Consider the following 21,646-nt stretch of genomic DNA (forward strand, 5'->3'; position numbering starts at 1 on the left):
CTCACACCCCCGACAATTGCAGTGGCAGTTCACGCAAGCGCTGCCCGGTCAGCGCATACAGCGCATTGGCCACCGCCGGCGCGGTGGGCGGCACACCGGCCTCGCCGATGCCTCCGGGTTTGTCGCTGCTGGGCACGATGTGCACTTCGACCAGCGGCATCTCGTTGAGCCGCAGCACCTGATAATCGTGATAGTTGGACTGCGCGACCATGCCGTTCTTCACCGTCAGCTTGCTGTGCAGCGCCATGCCCAGGCCGAAGGTTATGCACGATTCCATCTGTGCCGCGATGCTCTGCGGGTTGACCGCTATCCCGCAGTCCACTGCGCACACCACACGGTGCACCCGGATCGCCAGATTGTCCTGCGACACCTCGGCCACCTGCGCCACATAACTGCCAAACGACTCATGCACCGCCACACCCAAGGCGTGCCCGTCCGGCAGTGGCGCGCTCCAGTTGGCCTTCTCTACTGCCAGATTCAGCACGCCGAGGTGGCGTGGATGCTCCTTGAGCAGCGTCCGTCGATATTCCACCGGGTCCTTGCCCGCCGCTGCCGCCATTTCATCGATCAGCGACTCCATGACAAACGCGGTGTGGCTATGCCCCACCGAACGCAGCCACAGCACATTGATCCCGGTCTGCGGTGAATGCAGCTCGACCTGCTGATGAGCCAGGCCCTTGAGATACGGGCTGTCGGCCACGCCTTCAACCGAGGTCGGGTCGATGCCGTTCTTGACCATGGTCGCTTCCAGCAGCGTGCCGGTCATGATCGACTGGCCGACCAGCACATGCTGCCAGCTCAGCGGCAGGCCCTGCCCGTCCAGGCCGATCCGCGCCTGATGCAGGAACATCGAACGGTAATAGCCGCCACGGATGTCATCCTCACGGGACCACACGGTTTTCACCGGCGCGCCGGCGGCTTTCGCCACTTGCACTGCTTCGGCGACAAAGTCTGAAGTCGGATTGGCCCGACGCCCGAACCCGCCACCGAGAAACTCGGTATGAATTTCCACCTGCTCGGGTTTGAGCCCGGTGATCTTGCCGGCGATCATCTGGTCGAGGGTCTGGAACTGCGTGCCGGTCCAGATTTCACACTTCTCGGCGCTGATCTTCACCGTGCAGTTGAGCGGCTCCATCGGCGCATGGGCCAGATACGGCACGCTGTACTCGACGTCGATTTTCTTCGCCGCTTTATCGAAGTTACCCTTGGCGTCCCCGGCCTGCGCGGCCGACGTGCCCGGGGTCGCCGCCAGTTTGCGAAAGCTGTCGAGCAGGCCCTGGCTGCTCAGGTCCGCGTTCGGCCCCATGTCCCAATCGACTTTCAAGGCATCGCGGCCCAGCTTGGCCGCCCAATAATGCTCGGCGATCACCGCGACCCCGGTCGGCACCTGCACCACCTTGTGCACGCCGGGCACCGCCAGCGCCCCGGCGCCTTCGAAGGATTTGACCGTGGCGCCGAACACCGGCGCCCGCGCGACCATCGCGGTCATCAAACCTTCGAACTGCACGTCCATGCCGAACCTGGCGCGGCCGGTGATTTTCTCCGGGGTGTCCAGACGCTTGGTCGGCTTGCCGATGACTTTCCAGTCCTTGGCCTCCTTGAAGGTGATCGACTTCGGATCCGGCACCGGCAATTGCCCGGCGGCGTCGGCCAGTTCGCCGTACGTCGCGCGTTTATCGCCGGCGATGACCACGCCCGACTCGGTGCGAATCGTCGACGCTGCGACATTGAAGCGCTTGGCCGCCGCTTCCACCAGCATCTGCCGCGCCGTGGCCCCCGCGAGCCGATAACGGTCGAACTCCATCCAGGTCGACGTTGAACCGCCCGTGATCTGCATCCCGCCAAACGCCGGCATGCCGTAATCGGCCGCCGAGGCCGGCGAGTGTTCGACGCGGATTGTCGACCAGTCGGCATCCAGCTCTTCGGCAATCAGCATGGTCAGGCCGGTCCAGATGCCCTGGCCCATTTCCGAATGCCCGAGCAGCACCGTCACGCTGTTGTCCGCAGCAATGCGCAAGAACGCATTGGGCGCAAAGACCTTGCCTTCATTCTCCGCCGCCCGGGCAAACCGATGGGCACCGGGCACGACAAACGCCACCACCAGGCCGCCGCCCAACACGGCACTGCCCTTGAGAAACCCGCGACGCGATACAGGACTGTTCATCGTCTCTCTCCCCACCCGGTTCAACCGATCTCGGACGCACGTTTGACCGCTGCGCGAATTCTTGGATAGGTGCCGCAGCGGCAGATATTGCCGGAGAGCGCCTGATCGATATCGCTGTCGGTGGGTTTGGGGATTTTCGCCAGCAGTGCGGCGGCCGACATGATCTGCCCGGACTGGCAGTAACCGCACTGCACCACATCGAGTTCGGCCCAGGCCTGTTGCACCGGGTGCGAGCCGTCCGTGGACAGGCCTTCGATGGTGAGGATTTTCTGGCCGTTGGCCACAGCGCTGGCGGGCGTGATGCACGCCCGCAGTGGCGCGCCGTCAACGTGCACGGTGCAGGCCCCGCACTGGGCCATGCCACAGCCGAATTTGGTACCGGTCAGGTGCGCCACATCACGCAGGACCCAGAGCAGCGGCATGTCGGCCGGCACATCGAGTTCCTGATCCTTGCCATTGATATTCAAGGTCAGCATCGGGGAATTTCCTCAGCCTCACGGTGTTCTGAAGGGGCGTCGCTACGGCCGGCAAAGCCTGTGCGCGCCTCGCGCTTATCCCTTTCAGCAAAGCCTAATTTGCGCCGCAAGCCAGACGTGGCGACCATCGGTCATGCCCTGTCGCAAAAATGTCGACTTTAATCCTACGGTTGCTAACGGCGCTCCCCGAGTCATCACCACCGACGAGCGCGGTCACCCCTCACATTGGTCAGGAGTCGCGAACATGGGATATGTCACCACCAACGACGGCGTCGAGATTTTCTACAAGGACTGGGGCCCGAAAGACGCCCCGGTGATCCACTTCCACCACGGCTGGCCGCTCAGCTCGGATGATTGGGATGCGCAGATGCTGTTCTTTCTCGGCCAAGGCTTTCGGGTAATCGCCCATGATCGCCGGGGCCACGGGCGCTCGAGCCAGGTCTGGGACGGTCACGACATGGACCACTACGCCGACGATGCGCTGGCGGTGGTCAAACACCTGGGGGTGAAGAACGTGGTGCATGTCGGCCACTCCACCGGCGGCGGCGAGGTCATCCATTACATCGCCCGCCACGGCCAGGACAACGTGGCCAAAGGCGTGCTGATCAGCGCGGTGCCGCCGCTGATGGTCAAGACCGAGAGCAATCCCGGTGGTCTGCCAAAATCGGTGTTCGATGACTTTCAGGCGCAGTTGGCGGCGAATCGGGCGCAGTTCTATCGCGATATTCCCAGCGGTCCGTTCTATGGCTACAACCGGCCCGGGGCCAAGCCTTCGGAAGGGATCATCGGCAATTGGTGGCGCCAGGGCATGATCGGCGGAGCCAAGGCGCATTACGACGGGATCGTCGCGTTCTCACAGACCGATTTCACCGAAGACCTGAAGAAGGTCACCGTACCGGTGCTGGTGATGCATGGCGAGGATGATCAGATTGTGCCGTACGCGAACTCGGGGCCTTTGTCGGCGAAGCTGCTGCCAAATGGCACGCTGAAGTCGTATCCGGGGTTCCCGCACGGGATGCCGACCACCGAAGCCGATACGATCAATGCGGACCTGCTGGCCTTTATTAGCGGTTGAAGCGCCTGTAGCAGGTTGCGTGCTGAGAGCGGTGCGGGCACCACCGTTCATTGTGAGAGCTGGCTTGCCAGCGATGGCGTTGGGTCAGGCAACATCCATTGTGGATGTGACAGACTCATCGCTGGCAAGCCTCGCGGCAAACAGTCCAGAGTTCATAAGCGGGTTGGCACTGGTTCAGCCCATCCAGCGAACCGACGTTGATTTCGACCTCGTCTGGCGCAGTCCATACTGCATTCATCCACCCTTCATTTCGGACGCCGACATGCCCTCCCCCGAATCCACCCTCCTGCACAGCTGGCACACCAATGCGGATGCCTGGATCGAGGTGATCCGCAGCGGCGCCATCGAAAGCCGTCAGCAGGTCACCGATCAGGCGATCCTGCTGGCGATCATGGGGCGTCAACCGCAACGCGTGCTCGACCTCGGTTGCGGTGAAGGCTGGTTGTTGCGGGCGCTGGCGGATCGCGGCATTGAGGCGGCGGGCGTCGATGGCGATGCGACGCTGGTGGAGGCGGCACGCGCCGCCGGTTCGGCCAATGTGCACGTTGCCAGTTACGAAGCGCTGGTCGAGGCCAGCGTCGATATCGGCCGCGATTACGAGCTGATCTGCGCCAATTTCTCGCTGCTGCATCAGGACATCATTGCGCTGCTCGCGGCGATGAATGCGTTGTTGATTCCCGGCGGTGCTTTGGTCATCCAGACCCTGCATCCGTGGGCGGTAGCCGCAGGCGATTATCAGGACGGCTGGCGCGAAGAATCCTTCGCCGGGTTCAAGGGCCAGTGGCAGCCGATGCCGTGGTATTTCCGCACGCTGTCGAGTTGGCTGAATGCCCTGGACATGGCGGGGTTCAGGCTGACGGGCCTGCAGGAACCGCAGCATCCGCAAAGCGCGGTGCCGCAGTCGTTGCTGATGATCGCCGAGCGGCGCCCCTTGCAGGAGTGAGCCTGCTCGCGATGGCTCTCGGTCAGGCGACACACATGCAGGGGGGCGGTCGCACTTGTCGATCTACGGCACCGCCACTCGACCAGGGACTGACTACGCTGTTAATCCAGCCCGTCTAACCTGCCGAGGATGACTGCCATGCAACGCTTCCAGAAAATTACGCCGTGCCTGTGGTTCGATGATCAGGCCGAAGCGGCGGCGACGTTTTACTGCTCGATCTTCGATCACTCGAAAATCACCGGCCTGACCCACTACAGCAAGGTCGGCCAGGAATTTCACGGCAAGCCGGAAGGCGCGGTGATGACCGTCAGTTTCGAGCTCGATGGCCACAGCTTCACCGGCCTCAATGGCGGGCCGATGTTCAAGTTCAGCGAGGCGATCTCGTTTCAGGTCAACTGCCAGAATCAGGAGGAAATCGACCACTTCTGGGGCAACCTGTCCGCCGGTGGCCCGGTGGAGGCCCAGCAATGCGGCTGGCTCAAGGACAAGTTCGGGGTGTCGTGGCAGATCGTGCCGGTGGCGTTGATGCACATGATGCAGGACGCCGACACCAGCAAGTCGCAACGGGCGATGCAGGCCCTGTTGAAGATGAAAAAACTCGACATCGCCGAACTGGAGCGGGCCTTTGCCGGCCAGAGCTAATACACTCCGGATCTGGCCTGCCGGGAACAACAACGATGAAACACGCTGCCGCCAAACACCCTGAAAAAGCCCCGCGCTTCTGGCGTGACGACGCCCTGCCCTTCATCGAGGCGCGGGCCATCGCCGATGGCCGTGAGGTCTGCTACGCCCGGCATTCTCATGCGCATTTTTCCATCGGGGCGATCACTGCCGGGCGCAGCATTTATGTGCATGAACACGCTCAGTTCGAGGTCGCGGCCGGCACCGTGGTGCTGATGAATCCGGGCGATGTGCATGCCTGCAATCCGATCGATGACCAGCCCTGGTCGTACCTGATGCTGTACGTGGAAACGCCGTGGCTGACGGATTTGCAGCATCAGTTGGGGTTCAGCGCCGAGCTTGAGTTTCGGCGTTTTTCCAGCACCCACCTGAATGACCCCAGGCTGTTCCGCGACCTGCAGGCGCTGTACGCCACCCTGGTCGATGAGCAGCAGGATGTGCTGCGCAAACAGAGCATGACGGTGGAATTTTTCAGCGAGTTGCAAGGGCGCCTGAACCCGGCCGCACATGCGCTGCGCGAGCCGAACTGCAAACTCGAGCGCGCCGCCGATTTCATCCGCGAGCACTGCACCGATCTGCTGAGCCTGGACGACATCTGCTCGGCGGCGCAGTTATCGCCGTCGTACCTGATCCGCGCGTTCAAACAGCATTACGGCATGACCCCGCATGCCTTCGTGATCAACCAACGCATCCAGTTCGCCCGCGAGCGTTTGCGCAGCGGGCAGTTGATCGCCGACGTCGCGCTGGAAGCCGGGTTTGCCGATCAGGCGCATTTTCAGCGGGTGTTCAAACAGCACCTGGCGGCGACACCCGGCCAATATCGCGGCTGACAGGTAAACCGACTACGCTGCAGATCAACCGCCCTCTGCGGCCCGGGAGTTTGCCCTGGATGATCCTGATTCTTTTGCCATCCGCCGATTACGACCCGACCGAAAGCAGCGTGCCGTGGCAGGCGTTGCGTGACGCCGGCATCGAGACACGGTTTGCCACGCCGCAAGGCCTGGCCGCCTATGCCGACGCCCGGTTGGTGAGCATTGGCTTCGGGCCCTTGAATTCGATGCTGATGACGCGCAAGGCCGATCTGCGCAGTTACGCGCAGATGATTGAAAGCGCGGCGTTTCGCCAGCCGCTGGCGTATGCCGATGTCGACCCGAATCAGTTCGACGGCTTGCTGATTCCCGGTGGTCATGCCAAAGGCATGCGCAGCCTGCTGGAATCGGCGCAGGCCCGAGACATCGCGCTGCAGTTTTTCAAGGCTGAAAAACCGGTGGCCGCGGTGTGTCATGGCGTGCTGTTACTGGCGCGTACCCTCGACCCCGACACCGGCCGTTCAGTGTTGTTCGGGCGCAGGGTGACAGCGCTTCTGGCGGCGACCATGGAGTTGCCGGCATGGTTGATGACCGCGCCGTGGCTGGGGCGTTACTTCCGCACGTATGGGCAAACCGTGGAGGCGGAAGTCAGCGCCGCGCTGTCGCGAAAGTCCGACTTTGTGCGCGGCCCCCTGATCGCCAAACGTGACAGCGCGCAGTCGCCGCAGCGCGGTTTTGTCGTGCGTGACGGCCAGTTGCTCACGGCACGCTGGCCCGGCGATTGCCATCGATTCGCCGCCGAATGGGTCGCCCTGTTGCAGAACAGATTGGCGAAGTAACCGGCCATCAAGGCAACAACAGATAACCCGCACTCGCCGCCAGCAACAAAGCCATGACCCGGTTGAACAGGCGCATCCCCGCCGGATTAGCCAGATAGCCGCGCAAAAACGTCCCGGCATACACCCAGCAGCCCACCGACAGATAACAGATCACCAGATACACCGCCGCGAACTGCCAGACCAGCCGCGCCTCGCCATCGGCGACAAACGCGCCCATCCCCGCCACGCAGGCCAGCCAGGCCTTCGGGTTGAGCCATTGCATCACCGCGCCGTACAGCATCGACGGTGCGCGTCCTGAAACTTCTGCGCGCAACTGACCGTCATCGGCGGCCAGTTTCCAGGCCATGAATAACAGGAACGCCACGCCGGCCAGTTGCACCACCCGGGTCATGAACGGCCACAGCGTCAGCACTTCATGCAGGCCCAGGCCCATCAGCACCAAGAGCAACACAAAGCCCAGCGTCGCCCCCGCTACATGCCGCTGGCTGGCGCGAAAGCCATACTGCGCGCCGGAACTCAACGCGACGATATTCACCGGCCCCGGCGTTATCGAGGCCACCAATGCAAACGCCGCCATGGAAACAATCAGACTCATCGCACACCTGCTTCAAATGAAAAGGAACATGACGCACGTTAATGCCAGCCTGTTCACCGAGTATTGAAGAAAACTACCCCCGAACGAACTCCACTCGTCGCTGGCGAGCACGCCGCCCGTACAACACTCACATCAACTAACAAATAGCCAACATCGATAACCCGCACTTGTCCAGCGCACTCGGCGAACTTGAACACAGTTTGAAACCAAGCATAAACCGACCACTCTTTTTCACTTGATATAGTCGCGCCGCCATAACGAACACCCTTAACTTAGTTCAACCCATAACTTGTCACGGATGATGCTTGCCCACATGAATAATTCAATTAACCTGTTCAAGCCTTTGCCCTTATCTGCATCGACCCGGGAACGCCTGGCCATTGCCGATACATTGTCTTCGCTCTACGAGTTGTCAGACTCGCCAGCGTCGACTATCACCGAGCGTGCAGACGATCGCGCGGATATCAGTCAAATTCTGGTCAGCCTGATTGAAGACAGCGAGTTCGAGCAAGCCCACCGTTCCTGCAGAACCGTGTTTCGCCAACTGGTCAGGCGCCCCGAATTCATGCAGCTTGCCGGTCCATTCGGGCTGGGCGAGGACGATTTCTTTCTGCTCACCCAAGACGGAAAACTGCTGCAAACGGAGATCACGGACAATGCGGTGCCGCGCTTTGAGTTCGCGGACGTCACCGATACCGTCACTCACGCCATTCCCGATTCAAGCGACACCTTAAAACAACTATCAACTGTCACAAAACTTACCGGCGGAGTTGTTTCCTCAAGCCATTACATTCCATTAAACAACTGGTTGTCGTTTCATCAACTGGAGATCCCTGAGAACATTCAAGGCATTGCCGATCTGGTCAACTTCCTGAAACTTCAACTTCCGGATCCTTCCAGCTATGGCAACTACTGGGGCGTCTCGAACGCCGTCGGCGAGCCGGAACTGGCAATCAGTAGCGATCACTATGCCGTTGTACGCCAGTGCATTGCGCAATCTGTCGGCAACAATGGCTCCACACCGAAAACCCTGCTCGATTATCTGGCCGATGCCCTGTTTGAAAGTCATACCCTTTCCAGAGCCTTTCTGCAGGAAGACCCTGAGGCGAGCTGGGCGCTGCTGGTCGACACACCACAGGCCGAGGCTTTTGCCCTGGCGTGTGTGCACGCCATGAACCCGCAAGCGTCAGCCGCGCAATCCAACCTGACGCACCATCAGCGCAGCGCCTTGCTGGTTGCCGCGATCCTGCTCGACTTCGGTCTGGCCGACGCGAGCAAACGTCAGTTCTACCATTCGTTTCACGTGTACGCGCCGCGCTATGTGCAGGCCACCCGCAACGAGATCATCGAAGAATTCACCGATATCGTCGTCAACTCGTACGGTGTGCAACCCACCAGCGCCCCCCTGGCGTTGCAACTGATTTTCGCCGGCCTGGCCCCTGAGTTTCTGGTCGTCACACCGCCGAACCTGCAACTGGGGTCGTGTGGCTGGGTGATGCTGCGCAAATCGGTCCTGCTCGCCGAAAGCGTTGCGCCGGGGCTATCGCGCCGTATGACTTATGAAAGCCTGAAGACACGGGGCGCCACCGCTCCGGTCAGCCCCGCCCAGCGGGCGCTGCATGACGTGATCATGACCCGCTGCATTCTGGTCTGGCACGCGATCAACGGGCTCGAGCCGGACGCCACCGAAGATCTGCCGACGCAGATGCTTGTTGAGCAGGCGCTGGCTCGCTACAACAGCTTCCAGGGGCAAATGAGCGAAGCCTTGAAGAACATCGCGACGCCTCCGGTCAGTCGCCGGGCGCTGGCCAGGACTGCGATAGAGGGCGTCGGGTTGAACCCCGAGGCCAGCATTCGAGACGTGAGCGGCCAGGCCGAGTCCCTGCTGGATGTGTATCTGGCGCGCAGATTGAGTGCCTACAACAATGACTGGACCGAAAGGCTGCAACGCCTGGAACCTGCCAATACGTTATTCGCCCGAGAAATCGACCGCCAATACCTGCTCCATCAGACAGGCGTTGCCACGTTAACGCGCCTCGCGTTGATGCAAAGCCAGGTGGCCGATCGTGTCGCCATCGAGCAAGGGCATCTGGCGTTGTACCGGGTGATCCGGGTTCGTCCGATCAGGTCCGAGGGGCTGATTCGCAGCGAGACTGACGTCACCGCGCCCTACGGTGTGGTCATGCTCAGCAAAATCAATGACGACATCCGTGCCTACGAACTGTTCCCGCTGCTGGGCGTGTGCCGGGAGAACCAGGCCCTGATCCCTCAATTCAACGAACGGTCCCTGTGGCAGGAGGACACTACGCAATTCAGATCGGACATCGTCCTGCACGAGGCGTCCATGGACCCGGCCTATTTCAACGGCAAGGCGCTGGACAGCCGCGCAAATCCGCAACCGCATGATTTTGTGCTGGAGCGCTTTGCCCAGTTTGAAAAGGCGGACGTCATCCGTTACCAACGCAGCCCGATGCAGAGTTTTGCAAGCCCGCGCTTCCAGGCGATCGCCGAACAAGTGGTCAAACACAATCCACCGCTGCCCTACAACGCGTTCTACGCCATGGGTTACGACAAGACCGCGATTGAAGCCAGCAACGAGCGATGGGAGCAGGCATTCGAGACGATTCTGAACATCATCATTCCGTTCAAGGAGTGCGTCGAAGGCCTGGCATCCGGCAGACAAGACCGCCGCAGCAGCGCACTGTTCGGCTGCGTGATGGACGCGACCCTGCTGCTGTTTGCCTTTGTCGGCGCCGCCGGCACGTTCGCCAAGGCACTGAACAGCAGTGCCAGACTGCTCGATCTGAGCAAGGTTGGCGGGCGTTTTGTGCTGTCGCTGTTCAACCCGCTGGACGGGGTCCCGCAACTGCTTCAGGGCGGTGCAAAACTGCTTGGCAAAGGCGCTTTCAAACTCGGTCATTACGGTCTGTCGGTCACTCAACTGGGGGCCGGTCAGTTGCGTCGTTTGACCCACAGCAGCAGTGGTTCGTATGACCTGGTCAAGGCGTTGAGCGAGACCGGCGCTGCCGCGCAGATACGCATGACGCTGCCCACGGTGGCCCATGCCCGGGCGTTGTTCAAGGATGACACGCTCGAAACGCTCGAGCAGATTGTGACGCGATTGAGTGAAAAAAATATTTCCATACCGAAGGATGCGTCGGTGTCCGAACTTGAGCACCTGTTCAATAACAGTGTCAGAGAGGCAGCCATTCCCTTGCGTTCGGTTCAGGACCTTGAGTCATCGATTGGTTCCACAGCCGTGAACGATCTACTGAGAACGTTCATTGAAGGCAAACCTGCCCGATTCAATGGCACGCACTTCACCACAGGGGCACGAGACTATGCGCAAACATTGGGTGTCGTGGCCGAGCTCGATGCCAAAAAAATCATCTATCTGAAAAACCATCAGCGAACTGTGCTGGCCAAAGATCTCGGAAAAGCCCCCTACAGTGATGTCATGCCCGAATCCTCGTTCAACCCTGAAGGTTTGATCGACAACTCCCAGCGCGCCGCTGCGTGGATGTTGAAAGGCTCTACCTCCGCAGGCAATGACTTTGAAAATATCCTGGCCGTCCTGCGCGAGTTCACCAACAACAAAAAGTCGTTACTCGACTCACGCGTCATCAAGGAAATTCACGCACGACTGGTGCCTGAATTGGCCGGCTCCGCCCGTCAGGCCGGCGCTCCCACCAAATATGGCAGCAGCGCCACCGGTTTCGCGTTGCTCGATCAGCACTTGAAAACCCTGGACGCAGCGCATCAGCACTTTGACAAGCACCTGCTTGCCGCCATCGCAGGTTTCCAGGGCTTCGGCGATGGAAACGGACGTACCGCCAGCGCCGTTTACGCGATCAGTCAGCTGCGTAACAACCAATTCAAACCGATGCCGAAACATGTATTTCTATTATTGAGCGATCTGGGTTAATCGTTATTGCGGTAAGGCCACGTAACCCCGCGCCCTGAATGAAAGGGCGCGGATTTCTTTCACTCCCCCACCACCATCGCCGGCACCGTAAACCGAAACTCCGTGCCCTCACCCAACTCACTGCTGGCCTCGATCCGCCCGCCGTGGGCCTCGACGATGCCTTGGGTGATGTACAAACCGAGTCCGGTTCCGGTCGGATTCCCCTCCTTCACCGTCCAGTAACGATCAAACACGCGCGCCAGGTTTTCCTTGGGAATGCCTTCGCCGGTGTCACGCACGGTGAACACGATGTCTTTGCCGTCAGACTTCGCCAACACGCCCACCGAACCTTTGCGCGGGGTGAACTTGATGGCGTTGCCGATCAGGTTCGACAGCACCTGAAACAAGCGCTCCGGGTCGGCATGGATCTTCAGGTCGGGATCGGCTTCGAACGAGATGCTGATGTCCTTGTCCAGCGCCAGCGGTCCGAGCAGCGACTGGGTTTCCTCGAACATTTGCCCGACGTCCAGCGTCTGCGGGGAGATGCTGTAGCGCCCGGCATCGATTTTCGAGGTATCGAGCAAATCTTCCAGCAAGGTGTTCATACGGCCGGCGGCCTGCTGCATGGTGTCGATGGCCGTGGAAATACGCCGCGAGGTATGTGGCCCGTCGGAGCTGAAGGCCTTCTGCATCATGCCGCAGAGCATCGAAATCACGGTCATCGGGTTGCGCAGGTCGTGGGAGACCACTGCCACCAGCTCATCGCGGGCGCGCACCGCTTCCTGCTCACGGCGCACCTGGCGGGCCAGATCGTTTTCCAGCGCGGAACGACGCAGATCATTGGCCGCGAACAAATCGCCGTGGCTCCACTTGATGGAGATCCCGGCCATCTCGACTTTCCAGATTTCGAACGAGGTGCGCGGGCGCAAGCGCAGGCCGGCGTCGGAGTTTTCCATGGCCAGCGGCTTGTTCGGATCGCCACTCCAATTGATGTTTTCCTTCACCTCGGGGCGGAACCACAGCACGCCGTTGTCCACCGGTTTGGGCAGGCTCATGGCGAGCACACCGCTGGCCACTGACTGAAACTGCGCGGCGGGCGGGTAGACCGTCGTCAGGTTATGGCTGGCGAACACCGGCTCACCGCCCTCCTGCAGCCACCTGTGAAGGGCGCGAATATCGTCCGGTTCCGGGCAATTGCCGTAACGGTGCAATTGCTTGTCTTCGATGATCGCGATGCCGCCGGCGCCGGCCAGCGCCATGAGCACTTGTGGATGTTGCGCCAGCCCATCAAAAACGTTTTGTGGCGAGTCGATCATCGCCTGATTGAGCAGTGCCAGCGCCTCGACTTTTTCCTCACGCTGGCGGCTGATTTCCAGCGCCTCCATCGCACTGATTTGCAGCGACAGTACTTGTCCGATGGTTTGACAGGCCGTGCGCAGTTCATGCGGCACGTGCAGCGGCTGGCGATTGCCGCAACTGATCAGGCCCCACAACTTGTCGCCCTTGAGCAGCGAAATGCTCATCGACGACAGCACGCCCATGTTTTTCATGTACTGGCAGTGAATTGGCGAGACGCTGCGCAGCGTGGCAAAACTCAGGTCCAGCGGTGTTTGCGTATCCGGGCGCAGCTTGGGCACCAGCGGCACTGGCTGGTAATCGGCGTCAGGGATGATCCGCAGCCAGTTGGTGCGGTACAGCTCGCGGGCCTGCTCGGGGATGTCCGAAGCCGGGAAGAACAGGCCGTTGAACACTTCCATCGACGGCGCAGTCGCCTCGGCGATGACCTGACCGTGGCCCTCCTCTTCGAAGCGGTAGATCAGCACCCGGTCGTAACCGGTCATGGCCTGGATTTCCTTGACGCTGATGTCGTACAACGCCTGCAGCGTGGTGGCCGCTTGCAGGCGCTGGAGCATCCGCCCCAGATGGGTCTGGTTACCGGCGACGTTACGCGGCTGAAAGTTCTCGACGTGGATTTCCAGTTCCAGAATCAACACGCCCTGATGCCGGTGCAGCAGGCCTTCGAACGCGGTACCGTTGAGGCGCAAATGCAGCGGCCCCGAGTCGGAGAATGACGGTTGCTGCAAGGCCTCGCGCACCGCACCGGCGTGAGCCTCGCCGAGCAGACTGTGCAGCGGCTGGCCGATCAGCTCCAGTGCTGGACGGGCCAGCAGCGTCTCGACGTTGGCACTGACCTGGATGATCTCCAGCGCAGGCTCGCTCAGTGTCAGCAACAGGCCATGAGGCTGAATCGCCCCGGGAAAGCGGATCGGTTCGTCGGCACAGTTGGCCAGCAGTTCTTCAAAGGCTTCTTGGTCTTGCGGGGTCATGCCAGTACCTCCCGGCTTTCGAGCCAGCGCTCGAAACAGCTGAATGTGGTTTGGGCGGCGGCGACAACGGCCGCGCGCTCGTCAACGTCCATCGGGCGAGCGCCCAGGTATTCAATGAAATCGCGCCAGCGACGGCCGGTGGCGGCACCGTAGACATCGAGGAATGCCGCACCGTTGTCTGCGTTCAGGCCCAGGCGCGTGGCGATCTCCCGGCGCAGGATCTGCCCGCCCAGCGTCGCGCCTTCGAGCACGTACAACACACCCAGGCACGCGGCGCTGGAATCGATGACGGGCAAATGCTGACAGATCGGCAACTGCTCCAGCGTCCGAACCGACTCGCCCAGCTTGCACAAGTCGCGTTGCAGGATAGGAGTCTTGAGGCGCGGAGTGAGATCGAAATCGGTGGGGATGCGCGCGCTCTCGAGCAACGCGGTTTCCAGTGGTCGGTAAAACCCGTAATAGGCCTGCATCAACCGTTGGAAGGCGTCGGTATCGAGCTGATCGGTGAAAAAAGGAAGGCGTTTTTCCAGTGCGATGTGCAGTTCGGCAGTGCCGGCACGCAGATCTTGCAGCACCGGTGGCACATAGACTTCACGGGCCTTTGCTTGCATGTAGATCGCTCTTGGTGGGGCCGCTTCGGGGCCGGCAGGGTGTGTGCAGCGTCTGACGAATATTACACGGCAATCGCCTTTTTCTGACTTGGCACACAGTTTTTTCTGACGAAACCATGGCCTTCTGACTTTTCAGAGTTCCGGCGAATCGGAAAAGTTCGACGCGGTCGTCAGCGCACGACAACGCTGTACCGTGACAGCACCGAGTGACTGTACGGGTCGCGTGCCCCGAAGGCTGTGATAAAAAAGATTCTTCACGTTTCTGGAGCGCCGCCATGGACCTCGCCACGCTTTCGCTGTTTCTCCCGGCCTGTTTCGCCCTGAACATGGCGCCTGGCCCGAACAACCTGCTGTCGGTGAGCAATGCCACCCGTTACGGCTATCGCCGTGCCTGCGCGGCCGGTGTCGGGCGGATTCTGGCGTTCGCCGGGATGATCGCCCTTGCCGGTGCGGGGCTGTCGGTGGTGCTGCAGACCTCGGAATGGCTATTCCACGCCATCAAGATCGTCGGCGCGGCCTACCTGTTGTATCTGGCGTGGCAACTGTGGCGGGCCAATCCCGACGCCGAGCATCAGGTGACGGGGGCGGCCGTCGGTTTCTTCGCCCTGGCCCGCCAGGAGTTTCTGGTGGCGGCGGGCAATCCGAAAGCGATCCTGCTGTTCACCGCGTTTCTGCCGCAATTCGTCGATCCGAGCCGCCCAGTACCGGCGCAATTCGCCGTGCTCGGCGCGCTGTTCCTGCTGCTGGAATGGATCGCCATCGGCGCCTATGCGTGGATGGGCCTGCACATGCGCCGCTGGTTCGCCGAGCCACGCGGCAAGCGGATCTTCAACCGTTGCTGCGCGGGGTTGCTGTCGGCGGCGGCTTCGGTGCTGTTGATGGCGAAACGCGCTTAAGCCTCGGAAGGGCCTTTGAGTTCGACCTGATTGCCGTCCGGGTCGAAGCAGTACAGCGACAGGCCGTAGCCCTCGGCGCCGAAGCGTCTGGCGGCTTTTTCAACGCTCAGTCCGCAGGAGTGCAGATGGTTGACCAGCGCAGCTTCATCGAACGGCTCGATGCGCAGGCAAAAGTGATCGACGTTGCGCCGCTCGGTTCCGGCCGCCCCGCCGCCCTTCTTGCCCAGCTCACCCTGCAGGTCGACAAGGTCGATCATTGAGCTGCCGGCGCGCAGGTGCACCAGCCCCAGTTTCTCGTTGTGTTTGACCACTGCGGCGCCGAAGACCCGCTCGTAGAAGTCGATACTGCGTTGCAGGTCCGCGACGCGCAGGACGATGTGATCGATGTGCTGAATGATGAACGGTGGCATGAACTCAATCCCTCAACTGTAGGAGCTGCCGCAGGCTGCGATCTTTTGCCTTTGATTTTGAAACAAGATCAAAAGATCGCAGCCTGCGGCAGCTCCTACACGGTAGTTCAGGGCATTTGGAAATTCACTGTCGATTTTTCGGTGGAGCCATCGGGAATCTGGATTTACGCTCTGGCCATGAACATACAAACCGCCCCCCTGCCGCCCCACGCCGAAATGGTTCGCGCCATGCTCGAACGCGACACCGCCTACGAGGGGGTGTTCTTCACGGCTGTGAAAACTACCGGGATCTTCTGCCGTCCCAGCTGCACGGCGCGCAAGCCAAAACCGGAAAACGTCGAATTCTTCGCCCATGCCGATGAGTGCTTGTCGGCCGGTTATCGCGCCTGTCTGCGCTGCAAACCGCTGGACGCCGCGGCCATCGCCCCCGAATGGGTGCAGCGTCTGCTCAGCGCCGTCGACGCCGATCCTGAAATGCGCTGGAGCGACGCCCAGTTGCTGGCCGAGGGCATCGAACCGCTGAAGCTGCGGCGCTGGTTCAAACAGCATTTCGGCATGACCTTCCACGCGTGGCTGCGCACCCGCCGGCTCGGCATCGCGCTGGGCGGGATCCGCCAAGGCGCCTCGATTGATCATGCGGCGTTCGACTCAGGCTATGAATCGCTCAGCGGTTTTCGCGATGCGTTCCAGAAGTCGTTTCACATCACTCCGGGGCGCGCGGCCACCACCGAACCGCTGCTGTTCACCCGCCTGACCACGCCGTTGGGGCCGATGATCGCCATGGCCGAACGTCGTGGGCTGGTGCTGCTGGAGTTTCTTGATCGGCCGGCGCTGACCCGCGAGGTCGAGGCATTACAGACCCGTCATGGCTATGTGGTCGCCCCCGGGCACAACGCGCATCTGCAGCAGATCGAAACTGAACTGGCGGCGTATTTCGCCGGCAAGCTCAGCGCATTCGGCGTCGCCTTGCACCTGCCCGGCAGCGCGTTCGACTGTCAGGTCTGGGCCGAACTGCGGCAGATCCCCTACGGCCACACCACCACTTACGGCGCCCTCGCGGCACGCCTGGGCAAACCCGGCGCCAGTCGCGCCGTGGGCCTGGCCAACGGGCACAATCGGCTGTCGATCGTGGTGCCGTGCCATCGGGTGATCGGTGCGGATGGCTCGCTGACCGGTTATGGTGGCGGACAGCCGCGCAAGGCGTTTCTCCTGCGGCTGGAAAGCGCTGCAGTGCAGATCACCCGGCAACTGGCGTTTTGACGATGTTCTCCAATCAAAGGGTTGCGATGCTTGCTGAAAGAACATGACTGAGTGCTATCAAGCGGCGAGCGCGCATCTGTCCGCACTCGACGACCACTGGCAGCGCCATATCAGCGCCGTCGGCCCTTGCCTGCATCAACCGCACCCGGCGCGTGATCCGTACGAATCGCTGGTGCGGGCGATCGCCTATCAGCAACTGCATGCCAAGGCCGGGGACGCGATTGTCGGGCGTCTGGTGGCGTTGTTTCCCGAGCAGACCTTCCCCCGGCCGGAGCAGATTCTGGCGAGCAGCTTCGAGCACTTGCGCGGCTGTGGGTTTTCGGCGGGCAAGATTGCGACGATTCAGGGCATCGCCCAGGCGACGCTGGACGGCGTGGTGCCGGATTACCCTACGGCGCTGGCAATGGACGACGAGGCGTTGATCGAGCGCCTGGTCAGCCTGCGCGGGGTGGGCCGCTGGACAGTGGAGATGCTGCTGATTTACAGCCTGGAGCGCATGGATATTTTGCCGGCGGACGACTTTGGCGTACGCGAGGGCTATCGGCGATTGAAGGGGCTGGCGCAGCAGCCGACGCGCAAGCAGATGATCGAGATCGGCTTGGCGTGGAGCCCGTATCGAACGGTGGCGGCGTGGTATCTGTGGCGCGTACCCAAACCGCTGATCCCCCTGTAGGAGCTGCCGCAGGCTGCGATCTTTTGATCTTGCTTTCAAAAGATCGCAGCCTGCGGCAGCTCCTACGGGGGAAGGTGTTCTCAAATCACAGGCCTGACTTCAACTTGCTGAACGCCCGAATCAACGCCCGGTTGAACGCCTTGCCATTGTCATTCTTGCTGTACAGCGAAGCCCGCACCGCCTCGGACGGGTACGTCCCCGGATCATTGCGGATCGACGCATCCACCAACCCGTCCGCCGCCGTGATCGCGTTGGCGTAATGGATGGTGTCGGTGATCGGCGCGATCACCTCGGGGGTCATCAGGTAATCCATCAAGGCCAGCCCGGCCTGCGGATGCGGTGCATCCTTGGGAATGACCATCGCATCAAACCAGATCAGCGTGCCTTCTTTCGGGATGCGGTAACTGAGCTTGAACGGCTTGTTCGCCGCCTGCGCCTGCCCCGCCGCAATCGCCACGTTGCCGTTCCACGACATCGCCACGCAGGTGTTGCCATTGGCCAGATCGCTGATGTTCAGGTCGTTGTCGAAGTAGCGGATGTACGGGCGGATCTTTGCCAGTTGCTGCTCGGCGAGTTTCAGGTCGTCGAGGTTCTGCCGGTTGATGTCCAGGCCCATGTATTTCATGACCGCCGCGAACACTTCGTTCGGGTCGTTGAGCAGACTCACCCCGCAATCGGCAAATTTCGATACCACTGCCGGGTCGAACAGCATCGCCCAGCTGTCGGTCGGCGGATTCGCCAGACGCTGTTTGATCGCCTGTTCCTGATAACCCACGCCGGTGGTGCCCCAGGCGTAGATCCCGGCGTAACGGTTGCCCGGATCGAACACCGCCATGTGCTGGCGAAACTCCTCGCCGACCCCGGCGAAGTGCGGCACTTGGGCCTTGTCCAGCGGCTGGATCGCGCCGCTTTCGATCGCTCGCGACAGATGCTGGCCGGCGGTCAGCACCAGGTCATAGCCGCTGCGACCGGTGAGCAGTTTGGTCTCCACGGTTTCCAGCGAATCGAAGTGATCGGCGACCACGTGAATACCGGTTTTCGCTTCGAAATTCTTCAGCGTATCCGGGGCCAGGTACTCGCCCCAGATATACAGATTGACCACCGGTTTGGCGGTGTCGGCGGCCTGCACACACAGGGGTGCAAGCACCAGCAATAACGCTTGAGTCAGTTTGTGCAGGCCCATCATTACACCCCCTTCTTGTCAGGCGTGCCGGCGTATTGCGGCATGGTGATGCACGCGACGTTGCCGCCACCGAGGAGGATTTCCCGGGAGTTTTCGATGCCGACGATCTTGTGCTGCGGGAACAGTTCAGCGAGGGTCGCCAGGGCCACCTGGTCGTTGCGATCACCAAACAGCGGCACCACGATCGAGCTATTGCCAGCGTAGTAGTTGATGTACGACGCGCAGATTTTGGTCCCGGCCTGACGGGTATGGGTGCTGTCCTGCTGATCGAGGCCTTCGGCTTCTTCGGCGGTCCACTCCAGCACGTCCGGCTGCGGCAGCTTGTGCACGATCAACTCGCGCCCACGGCTGTCGCGGGTGCTGCGCAGGATGTCGTAGGCCTCCTGATAGATTTCCCATTGCGGATCATCACGGTTGTCGGTCCACTGCAGCACCACTTCGCCGGGGCGCACGAAGCACGCGAGGTCGTCGACATGGCCGTCGGTTTCGTCGAACTTGCAGCCCCGGGGCAGCCAGATCACCTGTTCGGCGCCGAGGTAATCGGTCAGGCGCCGGGTGACTTCGTCCTTGCCCAGGTGCTGGTTGCGATTGCGGTTGAGCAGGCATTGTTCGGTGGTGAGGATGCTGCCCTGACCGTCGCTCTGGATGCCGCCGAGTTCGGCAATCAGCGGCGCGCGGTAGCGGTCGAAGCGTTCGATTTCGAGGATCTTGCTGGCGATCTGGTCGTCCTTGTCCCACGGGTAATAGAGGCCACCGTCGAGGCCGCCGTAGGCATTGAACTCGAAGTCGACGCCGCGCACTTCGCCGCTTTCATCGTTCACCACAAAGCACGGGCCACTGTCGCGGAACCAGGTGTCGTTGCAGGTCATCTCCACCACGCGCACTTGCGGCGGCAACTGGCGACGGGCAGTGGCGAACTGCGCGGCGGAGGCGCAGACGGTGACCGGTTCGCTGTGCGAGATGGCGGTGACGATCTGCACCCAGACTTTCTGCGCCGGCTTGGCGCCGTTGCGCCAGACGTCGGTGCGCTCCGGCCAGCCGAGCCAGCAACCGGACTTGCGTTCGAATTCGCCGGGCAGACGGAAGCCGTCGTGTTTGGGGGTGGAGTCGAGCAAACGTGCCATGGTCAAACCTCGTCTTGGGGTTGGGAATGACCACAGGCTACGGTCGAGGGCGGTCGGCCCGCCAACGATGATTATTTCGGAACCGTTGAATTCAATTCATCAATCGGCCAGTTGATCGTTGAACCATTCAAGCATCTGCACCACCGCCGGCCGCTCCAGGCGCAGCCGTTCGCAGACCAGCGCGTACTGGCCGAGCGCGGTCATGCTCGAGGTGAATGGCCGCACCAGCCGCCCGCTGAGCAAATCCTCTTGCGCCGTCAGGTTGTCCCCCATGGCCACGCCCTGCCCTTGCGCCGCCGCTTCCAGCGCCAACCCGGCATGGGCGAAATACAACTGGCGCTGCGGGCGCAGGTCACCGGCGTGGCTGGTCAGCCACGCGGTCCAGGTCTTGCCGTCCTGATCGTCGTGCAGCAGGCAATGACGCGCCAGGTCTTTGGGCGTCTTCAGGTTGCCCTGGTTGAACAGCCCGGGGCTGCACACCGGGAAGAATTGCAGCGCCGGCAGCGGCCGCACGAAGTAGGCACTGCTGTCCACCGGGCCAGTGCCATAGGTGATCGCCAGGTCAATGTCTTCACCCGGTGCGCTGGCGTCGATCGGTTGCTCGTACAGATGCAGGGTGATGTGCGGATAGCGCACATAGAAATCGGTGAGGCGGTTCATCAGCCACTTTTGCGCCAGTTCTGCGGTGACCGCCAGGCGCAATACCGCAAGCGACGACGGATCGCGCAGCTCATCACAGGCTTCGCCGATCAGTTCGAAGGCCTGCTGCAGGCTCTGCATCAGGCGTCCGGCGGCGATGGTCGGGCGGATCTGCCGGCCTTCGCGGATGAACAGCGCGACACCCAGTTGCTCTTCGAGCTGCCGGATCTGGTGGCTGACCGCGCTGTCGGTGACACACAGCTCGGCGGCGGCCCGGCCGAAATGCGCGTGGCGGGCGGCGCATTCGAAGGTTCGCAGGGCGGCCAGTGAGGGGAGTCTTCGCATGGGTTGGGGTGCCTTTTTTTAGGACATGCTGACCGGGCTGGCGGTGGGCGTCCAGTGCGACCGAGTTATCGTTCATCGCGAGCAGGCTCACTCCTACAATTGAAATGCATTCCAATTGTAGGAGTGAGCCTGCTCGCGATGGCACCAGAACAAACACTGCAAAATCTTCTAGGCTCAACCGCACCCCTTCAGCCAACAGGAGGCCGCTCATGCACCTCGAAGGCTCTTGCCACTGCGGCGCTGTCACCTTCAGCCTGACCAGCGCTCACCCCTATCCTTATCAACGCTGCTACTGCTCGATCTGCCGCAAGACCCAGGGCGGTGGCGGTTACGCGATCAACCTCGGCGGCGACGCGGCCAGTCTGAAAGTCCAGGGTCGCAAGCACATCAGCATCTACCACGCGAAGCTTAAGGAAGAAGGCGAAAAGCGTGCCCATCGCAGCACCGCCGAACGGCATTTCTGCTCGCAGTGCGGCAGTGGTTTGTGGTTGTTCAGCCCGGAATGGCCGGAGCTGATTCACCCGTTCGCTTCGGCCATCGATACGCCGCTGCCGGTGCCGCCGGAGCATACGCATTTGATGCTGGGTTCGAAGGCGCCTTGGGTTGAGGTGGATGCGAAACCCAAGGACAAGCAGTTTGCGGTGTATCCCGAGGAGTCGATTGCGCAGTGGCATGAGCGGTTGGGGTTGGGG

Annotated in this window: 19 protein-coding genes; 10 read left to right on the forward strand and 9 right to left on the reverse strand. The window is 61.6% G+C overall.

Annotated elements, in window-relative coordinates; translation table 11 throughout:
- Nucleotide 1: 1 nt before the first annotated feature.
- Both J5M57_RS24325 and J5M57_RS24330 read right to left on the reverse strand, forming a co-directional pair.
- Nucleotides 2–2,164, reverse strand: a complete 2,163-nt coding sequence (locus tag J5M57_RS24325; protein ID WP_207849284.1) for a xanthine dehydrogenase family protein molybdopterin-binding subunit — start codon at nucleotides 2,162–2,164, stop codon at nucleotides 2–4.
- A gap of 20 nt (nucleotides 2,165–2,184) precedes the next feature.
- On the reverse strand, nucleotides 2,185–2,640 hold the full coding sequence (locus J5M57_RS24330) for a (2Fe-2S)-binding protein (protein WP_064587175.1): 456 nt from the start codon (nucleotides 2,638–2,640) through the stop codon (nucleotides 2,185–2,187).
- A 244-nt stretch (nucleotides 2,641–2,884) separates the two neighbouring features.
- Here J5M57_RS24330 and J5M57_RS24335 point away from each other — a divergent pair, with 244 nt between their 5' ends.
- The 5 genes from J5M57_RS24335 to J5M57_RS24355 all read left to right on the forward strand — a co-directional run bounded on the left by J5M57_RS24335 (nucleotide 2,885) and on the right by J5M57_RS24355 (nucleotide 6,987).
- On the forward strand, nucleotides 2,885–3,715 hold the full coding sequence (locus J5M57_RS24335; RefSeq protein WP_207849283.1) for an alpha/beta hydrolase: 831 nt from the start codon (nucleotides 2,885–2,887) through the stop codon (nucleotides 3,713–3,715).
- A 262-nt stretch (nucleotides 3,716–3,977) separates the two neighbouring features.
- Entirely contained in the window at nucleotides 3,978–4,658 is a 681-nt protein-coding gene (locus J5M57_RS24340; RefSeq protein WP_207849282.1) for a class I SAM-dependent methyltransferase, read from the forward strand.
- Nucleotides 4,659–4,796: 138 nt separating this feature from the next.
- A complete protein-coding gene (locus tag J5M57_RS24345; protein ID WP_207849281.1) occupies nucleotides 4,797–5,300 on the forward strand; it encodes a VOC family protein in 504 nt (167 codons plus the stop codon).
- 35 nt (nucleotides 5,301–5,335) lie between these two features.
- Entirely contained in the window at nucleotides 5,336–6,169 is an 834-nt protein-coding gene (locus tag J5M57_RS24350; RefSeq protein ID WP_207849280.1) for an AraC family transcriptional regulator, read from the forward strand.
- 59 nt (nucleotides 6,170–6,228) lie between these two features.
- On the forward strand, nucleotides 6,229–6,987 hold the full coding sequence (locus J5M57_RS24355; protein WP_207849279.1) for a type 1 glutamine amidotransferase domain-containing protein: 759 nt from the start codon (nucleotides 6,229–6,231) through the stop codon (nucleotides 6,985–6,987).
- A 7-nt stretch (nucleotides 6,988–6,994) separates the two neighbouring features.
- On the opposite strand, the gene J5M57_RS24360 is transcribed toward J5M57_RS24355, so the two are convergent.
- Nucleotides 6,995–7,582 (reverse strand): LysE family translocator, encoded by a 588-nt coding sequence (locus J5M57_RS24360; protein ID WP_207849278.1) that lies wholly within the window; start codon nucleotides 7,580–7,582, stop codon nucleotides 6,995–6,997.
- 298 nt (nucleotides 7,583–7,880) lie between these two features.
- On the opposite strand from J5M57_RS24360, the gene J5M57_RS24365 reads away from it, so the two are divergent.
- Nucleotides 7,881–11,507: a hypothetical protein gene (locus J5M57_RS24365; RefSeq protein WP_207872012.1), complete on the forward strand. Its 3,627-nt coding sequence runs from the start codon at nucleotides 7,881–7,883 to the stop codon at nucleotides 11,505–11,507.
- Between the two features lie 59 nt (nucleotides 11,508–11,566).
- On the opposite strand, the gene J5M57_RS24370 is transcribed toward J5M57_RS24365, so the two are convergent.
- On the reverse strand, nucleotides 11,567–13,813 hold the full coding sequence (locus J5M57_RS24370) for an ATP-binding protein (RefSeq protein ID WP_207849276.1): 2,247 nt from the start codon (nucleotides 13,811–13,813) through the stop codon (nucleotides 11,567–11,569).
- Nucleotides 13,810–14,424 (reverse strand): biliverdin-producing heme oxygenase, encoded by a 615-nt coding sequence (locus J5M57_RS24375; protein WP_083366202.1) that lies wholly within the window; start codon nucleotides 14,422–14,424, stop codon nucleotides 13,810–13,812. Before J5M57_RS24375 ends, J5M57_RS24370 begins: the two co-directional genes overlap by 4 nt.
- Before the next feature lie 275 nt (nucleotides 14,425–14,699).
- Between J5M57_RS24375 and J5M57_RS24380 the strand changes: the two genes are divergently transcribed.
- A complete protein-coding gene (locus J5M57_RS24380) occupies nucleotides 14,700–15,320 on the forward strand; it encodes a LysE family translocator (protein ID WP_207849275.1) in 621 nt (206 codons plus the stop codon).
- Here J5M57_RS24380 and J5M57_RS24385 read toward each other — a convergent pair.
- Nucleotides 15,317–15,730, reverse strand: a complete 414-nt coding sequence (locus J5M57_RS24385; protein ID WP_083366204.1) for a VOC family protein — start codon at nucleotides 15,728–15,730, stop codon at nucleotides 15,317–15,319. The two genes, J5M57_RS24380 and J5M57_RS24385, sit on opposite strands and share 4 nt — an antisense overlap.
- Nucleotides 15,731–15,907: 177 nt before the next feature.
- On the opposite strand from J5M57_RS24385, the gene J5M57_RS24390 reads away from it, so the two are divergent.
- Nucleotides 15,908–16,990: a bifunctional transcriptional activator/DNA repair protein Ada gene (locus tag J5M57_RS24390; protein WP_207849274.1), complete on the forward strand. Its 1,083-nt coding sequence runs from the start codon at nucleotides 15,908–15,910 to the stop codon at nucleotides 16,988–16,990.
- A gap of 43 nt (nucleotides 16,991–17,033) precedes the next feature.
- Entirely contained in the window at nucleotides 17,034–17,663 is a 630-nt protein-coding gene (locus J5M57_RS24395; RefSeq protein WP_207849273.1) for a DNA-3-methyladenine glycosylase, read from the forward strand.
- Between the two features lie 85 nt (nucleotides 17,664–17,748).
- On the opposite strand, the gene J5M57_RS24400 is transcribed toward J5M57_RS24395, so the two are convergent.
- The 3 genes from J5M57_RS24400 to J5M57_RS24410 form a co-directional block, all read right to left on the reverse strand.
- Complete coding sequence (locus J5M57_RS24400) at nucleotides 17,749–18,846, reverse strand: extracellular solute-binding protein (RefSeq protein WP_207849272.1); 1,098 nt, start codon at nucleotides 18,844–18,846, stop codon at nucleotides 17,749–17,751.
- 2 nt (nucleotides 18,847–18,848) lie between these two features.
- On the reverse strand, nucleotides 18,849–19,970 hold the full coding sequence (gene aguA / locus J5M57_RS24405; RefSeq protein ID WP_064587148.1) for an agmatine deiminase: 1,122 nt from the start codon (nucleotides 19,968–19,970) through the stop codon (nucleotides 18,849–18,851).
- A 99-nt stretch (nucleotides 19,971–20,069) separates the two neighbouring features.
- Nucleotides 20,070–20,954 carry a LysR substrate-binding domain-containing protein gene (locus J5M57_RS24410; RefSeq protein WP_207849271.1) on the reverse strand — a complete coding sequence of 295 codons (885 nt, stop codon included), beginning with the start codon at nucleotides 20,952–20,954 and terminating at the stop codon, nucleotides 20,070–20,072.
- 209 nt (nucleotides 20,955–21,163) lie between these two features.
- On the opposite strand from J5M57_RS24410, the gene J5M57_RS24415 reads away from it, so the two are divergent.
- Nucleotides 21,164–21,646, forward strand: a 483-nt coding sequence (locus J5M57_RS24415; protein ID WP_207872014.1) for a GFA family protein, incomplete at its 3' end; no start/stop codon positions are given.

It is taken from the genome of Pseudomonas sp. 86_A, assembly GCF_017491705.1.
Lineage (GTDB): Bacteria > Pseudomonadota > Gammaproteobacteria > Pseudomonadales > Pseudomonadaceae > Aquipseudomonas > Aquipseudomonas koreensis.

What these genes read in the sequence shown, in the direction of transcription:
- aguA (WP_064587148.1), bottom strand. Translation starts at nt 19,970, where the DNA reads ATGGCACGTTTGCTCGACTCCACCCCCAAACACGACGGCTTCCGTCTG.
- J5M57_RS24410 (WP_207849271.1), bottom strand. Translation starts at nt 20,954, where the DNA reads ATGCGAAGACTCCCCTCACTGGCCGCCCTGCGAACCTTCGAATGCGCC.
- J5M57_RS24350 (WP_207849280.1), top strand. Translation starts at nt 5,336, where the DNA reads ATGAAACACGCTGCCGCCAAACACCCTGAAAAAGCCCCGCGCTTCTGG.
- J5M57_RS24400 (WP_207849272.1), bottom strand. Translation starts at nt 18,846, where the DNA reads ATGGGCCTGCACAAACTGACTCAAGCGTTATTGCTGGTGCTTGCACCC.
- J5M57_RS24345 (WP_207849281.1), top strand. Translation starts at nt 4,797, where the DNA reads ATGCAACGCTTCCAGAAAATTACGCCGTGCCTGTGGTTCGATGATCAG.
- J5M57_RS24395 (WP_207849273.1), top strand. Translation starts at nt 17,034, where the DNA reads ATGACTGAGTGCTATCAAGCGGCGAGCGCGCATCTGTCCGCACTCGAC.
- J5M57_RS24330 (WP_064587175.1), bottom strand. Translation starts at nt 2,640, where the DNA reads ATGCTGACCTTGAATATCAATGGCAAGGATCAGGAACTCGATGTGCCG.
- J5M57_RS24325 (WP_207849284.1), bottom strand. Translation starts at nt 2,164, where the DNA reads ATGAACAGTCCTGTATCGCGTCGCGGGTTTCTCAAGGGCAGTGCCGTG.
- J5M57_RS24365 (WP_207872012.1), top strand. Translation starts at nt 7,881, where the DNA reads ATGATGCTTGCCCACATGAATAATTCAATTAACCTGTTCAAGCCTTTG.
- J5M57_RS24370 (WP_207849276.1), bottom strand. Translation starts at nt 13,813, where the DNA reads ATGACCCCGCAAGACCAAGAAGCCTTTGAAGAACTGCTGGCCAACTGT.
- J5M57_RS24385 (WP_083366204.1), bottom strand. Translation starts at nt 15,730, where the DNA reads ATGCCACCGTTCATCATTCAGCACATCGATCACATCGTCCTGCGCGTC.
- J5M57_RS24380 (WP_207849275.1), top strand. Translation starts at nt 14,700, where the DNA reads ATGGACCTCGCCACGCTTTCGCTGTTTCTCCCGGCCTGTTTCGCCCTG.
- J5M57_RS24335 (WP_207849283.1), top strand. Translation starts at nt 2,885, where the DNA reads ATGGGATATGTCACCACCAACGACGGCGTCGAGATTTTCTACAAGGAC.
- J5M57_RS24375 (WP_083366202.1), bottom strand. Translation starts at nt 14,424, where the DNA reads ATGCAAGCAAAGGCCCGTGAAGTCTATGTGCCACCGGTGCTGCAAGAT.
- J5M57_RS24355 (WP_207849279.1), top strand. Translation starts at nt 6,229, where the DNA reads ATGATCCTGATTCTTTTGCCATCCGCCGATTACGACCCGACCGAAAGC.
- J5M57_RS24390 (WP_207849274.1), top strand. Translation starts at nt 15,908, where the DNA reads ATGAACATACAAACCGCCCCCCTGCCGCCCCACGCCGAAATGGTTCGC.
- J5M57_RS24360 (WP_207849278.1), bottom strand. Translation starts at nt 7,582, where the DNA reads ATGAGTCTGATTGTTTCCATGGCGGCGTTTGCATTGGTGGCCTCGATA.
- J5M57_RS24340 (WP_207849282.1), top strand. Translation starts at nt 3,978, where the DNA reads ATGCCCTCCCCCGAATCCACCCTCCTGCACAGCTGGCACACCAATGCG.